This is a genomic window from Streptomyces odontomachicola, assembly GCF_039605595.1.
Taxonomy (GTDB): domain Bacteria; phylum Actinomycetota; class Actinomycetes; order Streptomycetales; family Streptomycetaceae; genus Streptomyces.
In genome coordinates, this window is record NZ_JBCFOK010000006.1 from 24,537 (window position 1) to 36,544 (window position 12,008).

Annotated in this window: 9 protein-coding genes; all 9 read left to right on the forward strand. The window is 71.4% G+C overall.

Annotation, left to right across the window (positions count from 1 at the left end; translation table 11 throughout):
* Positions 1-14 precede the first annotated feature (14 nt).
* Positions 15-1,028: an ABC transporter permease gene (locus ABEE00_RS12540; RefSeq protein ID WP_345745473.1), complete on the forward strand. Its 1,014-nt coding sequence runs from the start codon at positions 15-17 to the stop codon at positions 1,026-1,028.
* A 154-nt stretch (positions 1,029-1,182) separates the two neighbouring features.
* Positions 1,183-2,151, forward strand: coding sequence for an ABC transporter substrate-binding protein (locus ABEE00_RS12545; protein ID WP_345745474.1), 969 nt, complete (start codon positions 1,183-1,185; stop codon positions 2,149-2,151).
* A gap of 49 nt (positions 2,152-2,200) precedes the next feature.
* The gene (locus tag ABEE00_RS12550) at positions 2,201-3,022 is read left to right on the forward strand and encodes a PTS sugar transporter subunit IIAB (protein WP_345745475.1); all 822 of its coding nucleotides are present in this window, start codon (positions 2,201-2,203) and stop codon (positions 3,020-3,022) included.
* A 68-nt stretch (positions 3,023-3,090) separates the two neighbouring features.
* Positions 3,091-4,632 carry a PTS ascorbate transporter subunit IIC gene (locus tag ABEE00_RS12555; protein WP_345745476.1) on the forward strand — a complete coding sequence of 514 codons (1,542 nt, stop codon included), beginning with the start codon at positions 3,091-3,093 and terminating at the stop codon, positions 4,630-4,632.
* A gap of 292 nt (positions 4,633-4,924) precedes the next feature.
* Positions 4,925-5,413, forward strand: coding sequence for a DoxX family protein (locus ABEE00_RS12560; RefSeq protein WP_345745477.1), 489 nt, complete (start codon positions 4,925-4,927; stop codon positions 5,411-5,413).
* A gap of 265 nt (positions 5,414-5,678) precedes the next feature.
* Positions 5,679-6,536 carry a SigB/SigF/SigG family RNA polymerase sigma factor gene (locus tag ABEE00_RS12565; RefSeq protein ID WP_345745478.1) on the forward strand — a complete coding sequence of 286 codons (858 nt, stop codon included), beginning with the start codon at positions 5,679-5,681 and terminating at the stop codon, positions 6,534-6,536.
* Between the two features lie 163 nt (positions 6,537-6,699).
* Positions 6,700-9,963, forward strand: coding sequence for a formate dehydrogenase (gene fdh, locus ABEE00_RS12570; protein WP_345745479.1), 3,264 nt, complete (start codon positions 6,700-6,702; stop codon positions 9,961-9,963).
* The gene (locus tag ABEE00_RS12575) at positions 9,960-10,937 is read left to right on the forward strand and encodes a 4Fe-4S dicluster domain-containing protein (RefSeq protein WP_345745480.1); all 978 of its coding nucleotides are present in this window, start codon (positions 9,960-9,962) and stop codon (positions 10,935-10,937) included. Before fdh ends, ABEE00_RS12575 begins: the two co-directional genes overlap by 4 nt.
* Positions 10,934-11,896, forward strand: coding sequence for an NrfD/PsrC family molybdoenzyme membrane anchor subunit (gene nrfD, locus ABEE00_RS12580; RefSeq protein ID WP_345745481.1), 963 nt, complete (start codon positions 10,934-10,936; stop codon positions 11,894-11,896). Before ABEE00_RS12575 ends, nrfD begins: the two co-directional genes overlap by 4 nt.
* The last annotated feature ends 112 nt before the right edge of the window (positions 11,897-12,008 follow it).

Sequence of the window (12,008 nt, forward strand, 5' to 3'; positions counted from 1 at the left end):
AAGGCAGGAGAGACATGACAGCCTCCACAGCCGCCGCGCCGCGGCGGGAACGGGAGGGGACCGGGGACGCCGGGATGCGGGCCCGCCTGACCAGCAGGTTCCAGCAGCTACTGGCCTTCGCGAGCCTGATCGCGATCTTCGTGTTCTTCTCGGTTGCCAGCCCGAACTTCCTCAACTACAGCAACATCACCTCGGTCCTGTTCTCCACCGTGGTGATCGGCGCGCTGGCACTGGGCGCGACGTTCGTGATCGTCACCGGCGGCATCGACCTCTCGGTCGGTACGGGGATGGCGCTGTGCGCCGTGATGTCCGGGGTGCTGATCGTGCACGCGGGGCTGCCCGTACCGCTGGGCGTCCTGGGAACGCTGCTGTTCGGCGCGCTCATCGGCCTGGTCAACGGGCTGAACGTGACCGTGCTCGGGCTCCCGCCGTTCATCGCGACGCTCGCCATGATGCTGGTCGCGCAGGGCCTCGCGCTGGTCGTCTCGGGCAGCGCGCCGATCTACTTCGCGGAGAGCTCCGGCTATACGGAGATCTCCACCGGGAGCATCGTCCCCGGCGCCGACTTCCCGAACGCCGTACTGATCCTCGCGCTCGCCGCGCTGGTCGGCGGCGTGATCCTCAACCGCACGCTGCTGGGCAGGTACGCGTACTCGATCGGCAGCAACGAGGAGGCCACCGCCCTTTCCGGCGTGAACGTGCGGAAGTGGAAGACCGCGGTGTACGTGCTGTCCGGCGTGTTCATCGGCCTCGCCGGCGTGCTGATCTCGGCCCGCCTCGGCTCGGCACAGCCCGCGACGGGGATGGGGTACGAACTCCAGGCCATCGCCGCGGTGGTGATCGGCGGCACCTCGCTGTCGGGCGGCAAGGGCTCCATCGTCGGCACACTGATAGGCGCCCTGATCATCTCGGTCCTCAACAACGGCCTCCAGATCACCTCGGTCCCCCAGGAATGGCAGAACGTGATTCTGGGCTGCGTGATCGTGGCTGCTGTGTATGCGGACCAGGCCCGGAAACGGAAACGCTGACAGCTCCCCGTACGGAGGTGTGGGCAGTCGTTCCGCAAGGGGCGGAACGGGTGGGCACACCGGAACCGCCAGCCGCGAGTCCCACCCAGCCCCGCACCCGACGGGGCCCGGGGCGAAGCCCCGAAATCCCAGCAGCACAAGGGAGTTGCCCACCATGCACCCCAGCCGCAGGACTGCCGCCCTAGCGGCACCACTGCTCACCACCGCCCTCACGCTGAGCGCCTGCACCGGTCAGCCCACCGGAAGCGCCAGCGACCGCCCGTACATCGCCATAGTCTCCAAAGGCTTCCAACAACAATTCTGGCAAGCAGTGAAAAAGGGCGCCGAACAAGAGGCACGAAAACGCGGCGCCACCATCAGCTTCCAGGGCCCCGCCACGGAGACCGATGTAGAGGCCCAGGTCACGATGCTGGAGAACAGCGTGGGCCGGAAACCCGACGCGATCGGCCTGGCCGCCCTCGACTCCCAGGCCGTCAAGCCCATGCTGCGCAAGGCCCAGCACCGCCACACCCCCGTCATCGCCTTCGACTCCGGCGTGGACAGCGGCATCCCGGCCACCACGGCGGCCACCGACAACAAGGCCGCCGCAGCGGAGGCCGCCCGGCACATGGCGAAGGCCGTCGGCGGCAAGGGCAAGGTGGCCCTCGTCGTCCACAGCCAGACCAGCGGCTCGGGCATCGACAGGCGCGACGGCTTCACGCAATGGATGAAGGAGCACGCGCCGGGCATCAAGCTGCTGCCGGTCCAGTACGGCGGCGGCGACCAGGCCAGGTCAGCCGACATCACCAAGGCGATCATCGCCGCGAACCCCGACGTCAAGGGCATCTACGGGGCGAACGAGGGCTCCGCGACCGGCGTGATCCAGGGCGTGAGGGAGAGCGGCCGCAAGGGCATCCGCACGGTCGGGTTCGACTCGGGGCAGGGGCAGATCAACGCCATCGAGGAGGGCGACATGACCGGCGCCATCACCCAGGACCCGCTGGCCATCGGGCGCCAGGTGGTGGCCTCGGCGCTCAAGGCGGTCCACGGGAGGAAGCTGCCCAAGGTGATCGACACCGGCTTCTACTGGTACGACCGCCGGAACCTCGACGACCGCAAGATCCAGTCCGTGCTGTACCACTGACGGGCCGCCGGATGCGCGGCGGAGAAGGGCACATGTCAAGATCACAGCCATGGCGACACTGAGCGAGCTCCTCCCCGTCGATGCCATCCGGCTCGACGTCCACGCCGACGGCTGGCGGGACGCGGTGCGGGCGGCGGGCGATCTGCTGGTGGAGAACGGCACCGCCACCAGGGGCTACACCGCCGAGATGATCCGGAACGTCGAGGAGAACGGCCCGTACATCGTGGTCGCCCCCGGCTTCGCCTTCGCGCACTCCCGGCCCACGCCGGCCGTGCTGCGTACCGGAATGTCCTGGGTGCGGCTCGCCGAGCCCGTGGAGTTCGGGCACGAGTCCAACGACCCCGTACACCTGGTCGTCGCGCTGGCCGCGCAGGACGCGAGCGAGCACACGGCGGCGATGGCGGCGCTCGCCCGGCTGCTCGCCGACCCGGAGAAGGAGCGCCGGCTGGAGGACGCGGGTACGGCGGAGGAGCTGCACGCGGTGCTGGAGGGGCGGGAGGGGGAGCGGGGCGGCTCCCAGCCGGCCGCCGGACCCGCGGGCGCGACCCCCGAGGACGGCATCAGTGGCGAGGGCGGCGGCCACGGCATGCACAAGATCCTCACCGTGTGCGGCAACGGCGTGGGCACCAGCCTCTTCCTCAAGAACACCCTGGAGCAGGTGCTGGACCGCTGGGGCTGGTCCCGGTACGTCACCGTCGAGGCCACCGACACCATCTCGGCCCGCGGCAAGGCCGGCGAGGCCAACGCCATCCTCACCTCGCGGGAGATCGCCAGGACCCTCGGCGACGTCGGGGTCCCGGTGAAGGTCGTCAACGACTTCACCTCGTCCGCCGAGGTCGACCGCACGCTCCGCGACACCTACGACGTCTGACACGTACGACTGCGACGTCCGACACGTACGGCGCCTGAGAGACGTCCGAGAAGGGAGAGGCGGCACCCATGGGCTGGCTCGTATCCATCGCCGAGTTCCTCGTCAACGAGATCCTCAGCCAACCCGCGTACCTGATCGGGCTGATCACGGCCGCGGGACTCATCGCGCTGAAGAAGTCAGCGGGCCAGGTCGTCGGCGGCGCCATCAAGGCGTGCCTCGGGCTGCTGCTGGTCACAGCGGGCGCCGGCCTGGTGGTCAGCGCGCTCGCGCCGCTCGGCGAGATGATCCAGGGCGCGACCGGCGCGCACGGCGTGCTGCCCACGAACGAGGCGATCGTCGGAATCGCGCAGGAGAAGTACGGGGCGCGGGTCGCCTGGCTGATGATCGTGGGCTTCGGCATCAGCCTGCTGCTGGCGCGCTTCACGCCGCTGCGGTACGTGTTCCTGACGGGGCATCACATGCTGTTCATGGCCACCCTGCTGACCATGGTGCTCGCCATCAACGGGGAGTCCTCGGTCGTCGTGGTGATCGTCGGCGGCGTACTGCTCGGGATCATGCTGGTGTCGATGCCCGCGTTCGCGCATCCATGGACCAAGCGCGTGACCGGCAACAACACGGTCGCGATCGGGCACTTCGGTACGGCGGGGTACATCCTCTCGGGCGCCACGGGGCAGCTCGTCGGCAAGCGCAGCCGCAGCACCGAGGACATGAAGCTGCCCGAGGGGCTGCGCTTCCTGCGCGATTCGATGGTGGCGACCGCGCTGTCCATGGTGCTGATCTACTTCGTGCTCGCGCTGCTCTTCCTCGCGAAGGCGGGCAAGGCGGCGGCCTTCAAGGCGTTCGCGGTGGAGGGCGGGACGGCCGCCACGGATGTCGGCAACTACCTGATGACCTCGGTGATGCAGGGGCTCCAGTTCGGCATCGCGGTCGCGGTGATCCTCTTCGGCGTCCGTACGATCCTCGGCGAACTGGTCCCCGCCTTCCAGGGGATCGCCGCGAAGATCGTTCCGGGGGCCGTCCCGTCCCTGGACGCGCCGATCGTCTTCCCGTACGCGCAGAACGCCGTGCTCGTCGGCTTCGTGTCGTCGTTTCTCGGCGGGCTGGTCAGCCTCGCTCTGCTCTCCGGCGTCTTCGGCCCGGCCTTCGGCCTGGCCCTGGTGCTGCCCGGCCTGGTCCCGCACTTCTTCACCGGCGGTGCGGCCGGGGTGTACGGGAACGCGACGGGCGGCCGACGGGGCGCGGCCCTCGGCGCCTTCCTCAACGGCGTGTTGATCACCTTCCTTCCCGCCGTGCTGCTCAAGGTGCTGGGCGACTTCGGCAAGGCGAACACGACGTTCGGGGACGCGGACTTCGGTTGGTTCGGCACGCTGATCGGCTATTCGGCGAAGGCGGGTGGCGCGGGCGGCATCATCCTGATGCTGGTGGTCGGCGCGGTGGTGCTGTCGGCCGCGATCCTCGTCCAACGCCGGGTGGTAGACACGGGCTGGGACCCCGGTGCGGGCCGCCCCTACGAGGGCGACTCAGCCGCCCCGGAGGCCCCTTCCGCTCCCCACACAAAGCTCCGCCCCCCACAGGGAGCCCCGACTCCACCCCCACCCCCGGAGAGCTAGACCTACACGCCACCGCACCGAGGCTGCGGGCGACCGCTCCACTCCGCGGCCTCGCGGCTGGCGGTTCCGGTGTGCCCGCCCGTTCCGCCCCAGGGGGCACCTCCCAGCGGTAGCTGGGGGAGGAACGCACGCCCACACCTCCGTGGGAGGCACCGCGGAACGCGCGCCCCCGCCCCGTTGGTCCTCCCGCACTCGTGGGTACCGGTCCGGCGGGCGCGGTGCGCGCCCGTCGACCAGCATGTGCTCAGGGGCGCAGCAGGGCGCCCCGCGGAAGGGAAGTGAGCAGGTACAGATGCGCATCTTCAGCCTGGCAGCGCGGCCCCTCACCGGCGCCGTGTTCATCATCAGCGGCTACGACGTACTCCAGAACCCCGGCCCGGCGGCCGAGCTGGCCGCCCCCACGCTGCGGCGGCTGCGGGACAAGGTGCCGGCCCTCCCCGAGGACGACACCGTCTCGGTGCGCGCCAACGCGGCGGTGCAGCTCGCTGCCGGCTGCATGCTGGCGCTCGGCAAGGCGCCCCGGCTCTCCGCGCTGGCGCTGGCCGCCTCGCTGGCCCCCACCACCTTCGCGGGTCATGCCTGGTGGGAGCAGGAGGACCCGGTGATGCGGGCGCAGCACAAGACCCAGTTCCTGAAGAACGCCTCGATCATGGGCGGGCTGCTCGGGGTGCTGGGCGACGCGCGCGGCAGGCCCAGCCTCGCCTGGCGCACGAAGCACGCGCTCAACGGCAAGAGCGCGCTGCCGGGCCGCTCCCGCTGCCGCTGGTCCCCGCGCGGCTGAGCCTCCCGGCCCCGGCGTGCTGAGCCCCGGCGTCCCGGCCCCGGCGCGCGGCCGACCGCGAGCCGGCCCCGAGCCGGGCGCACAGCGGCGCACACCGGCCCGCGTCGTGACCGTCGGGCCCGTGGCCGTCGGCCCCGTGACCGGCGGTGACGGGTCCGGATGCCGTTCCGGCGAACTGCTGCGACGTTGGTACAAGGCCCGGCCGCACCCGCTCTCCCCGGGCGGCCGGGGACGACAGGGTTCCTGCTGGGAGTGAGCCAAGCCCATGGACACCGTTCGTACGAAACGCTCGCGGCACCCGCACGACGACGCACCGGACACCGCCGAGACGCTGCGGCGGATGGCCGCGCTGCCGGAAGGACCCGAGAAGGCCGGATTGCAGCAGGAGGTGGCGGCGGCCTGGCTGCCGATGGCGCAGCGGCTGGCCCGCAAGTTCCGCAACAGGGGCATCGCCGTCGAGGACCTGGAGCAGGTCGCGGCGCTCGGCCTGGTCAAGGCGGTCGGGCGGTACGACCCCTCGCTGGGCCACGCCTTCGAGTCCTTCGCGGTGCCCACCATCACCGGCGAGCTCAAGCGGCACTTCCGGGACAACTCCTGGGACGTGCACGTCCCGCGCCGCGTGCAGGAGCTGCGCAACAAGGTGCGGGCCGGAATACGCGAGCTGAGCGCGGGCTCCGACGACCGCGCGCCCACGGTCGCGGAGATCGCCGAGCGCACGGGGCTCGGCGAGGACGACGTACAGCTCGGCATGGAGGCGCTGCGCAGCTACAGCTCGCTGTCGCTGGAGGCCGAGATGGCGGGGCAGGAGGACGGCTGCACGCTGCTGGACACGCTGGGCAGCGAGGAGCCGGGATACGAGCAGGTGGTGGACAGGGAGTCGGTGAAGCCCTGTCTGTGCCACCTGCCGGAGCGCGAGCGGCTGATCCTCTATCTGCGGTTCTTCTGCGAGATGACCCAGTCCCGCATCGCCGACCAGCTCGGGATCTCGCAGATGCACGTGTCCCGGCTGATCAGCCGCTCGTGCCGGCGCATCCGCGAGGAGGTGGAGGCCGCCGAGCGGGAGGGGCCACGGCGGCACGGCGGCCCCGCCGAACCCCCGGCGGACGAGCCCGCGGCGGCCTGACAGCCGCGCCCCGCTGCCCCGCGATCCCGCGCCCGGCCCCGTACGACGTACTTCATGTGTGCTGCCCGCGGCCCGGGGAAACCGGTCCGGCGCATCCGCACACCCCTGCTTCCGCACATCCCTGCTTCCGCACACCCCTGCCCCTGCCCACCGGAGGCGCGGCATGTCCGTACGCACCTGGATCCAGAACTGGCCCGTCTACCGGCAGCTCACCGGCACCGACCCGCTGGGCCGCGGCGCCGCCGCCTCCTCGGAGCACACCCGGGAGCTGCGCCCGCGCACCTCGGACGCGGACCGCGTGGTGCAGTCGGTCTGCCCGTACTGCGCGGTCGGCTGCGGGCAGCAGGTGTACGTGAAGGACGAGCGGGTCGTGCAGATCGAGGGCGACCCCGACTCGCCGGTCAGCCGCGGCAGGCTCTGCCCCAAGGGCTCGGCGACCCTCCAGCTCACCACCGGCGACGCGCGCCGCCACGAGGTGCTCTACCGGCGCCCGTACGCGAGTGACTGGGAGCGCCTTGACCTGGACACGGCGATGGACATGGTCGCCGACCGCGTGATCGGCACCCGGCGCGAGGGCTGGCAGAGCGAGCAGGACGGCGTGACCGTGAACCGCACCATGGGCCTCGCCGCGCTGGGCGGAGCCGCGCTGGACAACGAGGAGAACTACCTCATCAAGAAGCTGTTCACGGCGCTCGGCGTCGTGCAGATCGAGAACCAGGCGCGGGTGTGCCACAGCTCCACGGTCGCGGGGCTCGGCACCTCGTTCGGGCGGGGCGGCGCGACCACCTTCCTTCAGGATCTCCAGCACGCCGACTGCATCGTGATCGAGGGCTCCAACTTCGCGGAGGCGCACCCGGTCGGCTTCCAGTGGGTGATGGAGGCGAAGGCGCGCGGGGCCGAAATCATCCATGTGGACCCGCGGTTCACGCGGACCAGCGCGCTCGCCGACCTGCACGTGCCGATCCGCGCGGGCACGGACATCGCCTTCCTGGGCGGGATCATCAACCACGTGCTGAGCACGGAATCGGACTTCCGCGAATACGTCCTCGACTACACCAACGCCTCCACCATCGTGAGCGAGGACTTCCGGGACACCGAGGACCTGGACGGGATCTTCTCCGGACTCAACGAGGAGACCGGCCACTACGACGTGGAGACCTGGCAGTACGAGGGCGGCATGGTGCAGGCGGCCGCGGGGGAGCGGGACGAGCTGTACGAGGAGCGCACCGGACAGGGGCGGACGCTGACCACCTCGGGCCATGCCGAATCGCACGGCTCCGGCGGCCCGGAGGTGTCCCAGGAGCGGCGGCACGACAGGACGCTCCAGCACCCGCGCTGCGTCTACCAGATCCTCAAGCGGCACTACGCGCGCTACACCCCGGAGATGGTCGAGGAGACCTGCGGGGTTCCTCGGGAGACCTTCGCGAAGGTGTGCCGCGCGCTGGTGAACAACAGCGGCAGGGACCGCACTTCGGCCTTCGCCTATGCGGTGGGCTGGACGCAGCACACGGTGGGCGCGCAGTACATCCGTACGGCCTGCGTGCTGCAACTGCTGCTCGGCAACATCGGCCGTCCCGGCGGCGGCATCCAGGCGCTGCGCGGGCACGCCAGCATCCAGGGCTCCAGCGACATCCCCACGCTCTTCAACCTGCTGCCCGGCTACATCCCCATGCCGCACGCGCACCGCTGCGAGGACCTGGACACCTTCGTGCGGGCGGTGAGCACGGAGAAGGGCTACTGGGGCAGCATGCGGGCGTATCTGGTCTCGTTGCTCAAGTCGTACTGGGGCGAGGCCGCGACCGAGGACAACGACTTCTGCTTCGACCACCTCCCGCGCCTGACCGGCTCGCACAGTACGTACGAGACCGTGCTCGCGCAGATCGACGGGATGTGCAAGGGCTACTTCCTGCTCGGCGAGAACCCGGCCGTCGGCTCGGCCAACGCGGCGATGCAGCGCAAGGGGATGGCCAACCTCGACTGGCTCGTGGTGCGGGACTTCTCCCTCATCGAGTCCGCGACCTGGTGGCAGGACGGGCCCGAGATCGAGACGGGGGAGATGCGCACCGAGGACATCGGGACCGAGGTGTTCTTCTTCCCCGCCGCCTCGCACACCGAGAAGGCGGGCTCCTTCACCAACACCAACCGCATGCTCCAGTGGCACCACCCGGCGAAGGAGCCGGACGGCGAGGCGCGCAGCGACCTGTGGTTCATGTACCACCTGGGCCGGCGGATCAGGGAGAAGCTGCGCGGTTCCGAGGATCCCGTTGATCGCCCCGTACTGGATCTGACCTGGGACTATCCCGTCGAGGGCGCGCTGGAGGAACCGGTCGCGGACGCCGTGCTCGCGGAGATCAACGGGCGGCACGCGGACGGCAGTCCGCTCTCGCGCTACCAGGAGCTCAAGGACGACGGCTCGACCGCGTGCGGCTGCTGGATCTACTGCGGCGTGTACGCGGACGGCGTGAACCAGGCCGCGCGCAAGAAGCCGCACACGGAGCAGGACTGGATCGCCGCCGAATGGGCCTGGTCCTGGCCCGCGAACCGGCGCATCCTCTACAACCGCGCCTCGGCCGACCCGGACGGCGAGCCGTGGAGCGACCGCAAGTCCCTGGTGTGGTGGGACGGTTCGCAGGGGCGGTGGACCGGATACGACAACGCCGACTTCATCGCCGACCGGCCGCCCTCGTACCGGCCAGACCCGGAGGCGACCGGGCCCGAAGCGCTCGCGGGCAACGACCCGTTCATCATGCAGGCCGACGGCAAGGGCTGGCTGTACGCGCCCGCCGGGCTGGTGGACGGGCCGATGCCCACCCACTACGAGCCGCAGGACTCGCCCGTACGGAATCCCCTGTACCCGCACCAACAGCGCAGCCCCGTGCGGCAGATCTTCTCGCGCGAGGGGAACCGCTATCACCCCGGCGCCCTCGACAAGGGCTCCGAGGTCTTCCCGTACGTCGTCACCACCTACCGGCTCACCGAGCACTTCACGGCGGGCGGCATGACGCGCTGGTCGCCCTATCTCTCCGAGCTCCAGCCCGAGTTCTTCTGCGAGGTCTCGCCCCAACTGGCCGCCGAACGCGGGCTGGAGAACGCCGGATGGGCCACCCTCGTCACCGCGCGCGGCGTGATCGAGGCGCGGGTGCTGGTCACCGCGCGCATGGCGCCGCTGGTGGTGGGCGGACGGTACGTGCACCAGATCGGGCTGCCCTACCACTGGGGCCGCAACGGGCATTCGACCGGGGACGCCGCGAACGAGCTGACCTCCATCTCGCTCGACCCCAATGTGCACATCCAGGAGGTCAAGGCCCTGACCGCGGACATCAGGCCGGGGCGCCGGCCGCGCGGTCCCGCACTGCCCGCGCTGCTCGCCGAGTACCGCGAGCGCGCGGGGATCACCGAACACACCGGCATGGAGGTACGCGGATGAGTCCCCTGCCCGAAGCGGGCTCCCTCGTCGGCCGCAACCTGCTCGCGGGGCCCGAGCCCGACCCGGCGGGCGACGCGGGGCATGACGCCCCGCCCTCCCGCGCGGGCTTCTTCACCGACACCTCCGTCTGCATCGGCTGCAAGGCGTGCGAGGTGGCGTGCAAGGAGTGGAACGCGATCCCCGAGGACGGCCTCTCGCTCACCGGCATGAGCTACGACAACAGCGAGGGGCTGGGCGCCTCGACGTGGCGGCATGTGGCGTTCATCGAGCAGAGCAGGCCGGTGGCGCAGGGCGGGCCGGGGGCCGCCGGGCTTCCGGAGGCGCCGGACCACGGCGGCGTGGACGCGCTCGCGATGGCCTCCTCGGGCTCATCGGGCCCCGGCTCCGAACAGCCCGGCGAACTCCGCTGGCTGATGTCCTCCGACGTCTGTAAGCACTGCACCCACGCGGCCTGCCTGGACGTGTGCCCCACCGGCTCCCTCTTCCGCACGGAGTTCGGCACGGTGGTCGTGCAGGAGGACATCTGCAACGGCTGCGGCTACTGCGTACCTGCCTGCCCGTACGGCGTCATCGAGCAACGCCCGGGCGACGGGCGCGCGTTCAAGTGCACGATGTGCTACGACCGGCTCGGCGACGGGCTCGAACCGGCCTGCGCTAAGGCGTGCCCCACCGAGTCCATCCAGTACGGCCCCCTCGATGAGCTGCGTGAACGCGCCGAGCAGCGGGTCGCGGAGCTGCACCACGCCGGCGTCACCGAGGCGCGTCTGTACGGGCAGGACCCGGAGAACGGGGTCGGCGGCGACGGCGCGTTCTTCCTGCTCCTCGACGAGCCCGAGGTGTACGGGCTGCCCCCGGACCCGGTCGTCGCCACCCGCGACCTGCCGGAGATGTGGAAGTACGCGGGAGCCGCAGCGCTCACCCTGCTCGGCGGGCTGACCGCGGCGTTCGGCTTCGCGAAGGGGGGCCGCTCATGAGGGGCGCGAGGCGGCGCAAGGGCGAGCAGACCGTGGTCCCCGACGCGGAGTTCACCTCCTACTACGGGCGGCGGGTGCTCAACATCCCCGCATGGAAGCCGGGCAACATCGCCGGGTACTTCTTCCTCGGCGGCCTCGCGGGCGCCGGCTCGGTGCTCGCCGCGGGCGCGCACCTCACCGGGCGCCCGGTGATGGCGCGCTCCCTCAAGATCTCCTCGACCGCGGCCGTCGCGGGCTCGGCCGCGGCGCTGATCCACGACCTGGGCCGCCCGTCGCGCTTCGCGAACATGCTGCGGGTCATCAAGCCGACCTCGCCGATGAGCGTGGGCTCCTGGCTGCTCGCCGCGTACGGACCGCTCGCCGGCGCGGCGGCGCTCAGCGATGTGACGGGCAGGCTGCCGCGCGCGGGCACGGCGGCCACCACGGGAGCCGCGCTGCTGGGGCCCGGGGTCGCGGCGTACACCGCGGTCCTGGCCGCCGACACCGCCGTCCCGGCCTGGCACGACGCGCGCCGCGAGCTGCCGTTCGTGTTCACCGGCTCGGCCGCGGCCGCCGCCTCCGGCATGGCCCTGCTGGCCGCACCCGTACGCGAGAACGCCCCGGCCCGCGCTGCGGCGGTGTTCGGCGCGGCGTTGGAGACCGCCGCGGCCCGGCACATGGAACGCCGCCTCGGCGTCGTGGCCGAGACCTACCGCAAGGGCCGCGCCGGCCGCCTGATGCGCGCCGCCGAAACCCTGACGGCAGCAGGCGCCCTGGGAGCAGCGGCTCTCTCCCGCAGCCGCCCCGCCGCCACCCTCTCCGGCCTGACCCTCCTGACAGCCTCGGCCTGCACCCGCCTGGCCGTCTTCCACGCGGGAATCGCCTCGGCCGAGGACCCGAAGTACACGGTGGTGCCGCAGAGGGAGCGGCTCGACGCGAGGGCGGCGGAGCCCGAAGGAGCGCGCTCGGCGGGCAGTTGACGGGGGAGGGCCGGAATGAAAGTGTGCCGGGAACCTGTGTTCCCGGCACATTGCCCGTGGCCCCTCAGTAAGGCCAGCAGACGGCTGCCGCGCTCGGCGCGAAAATACAACC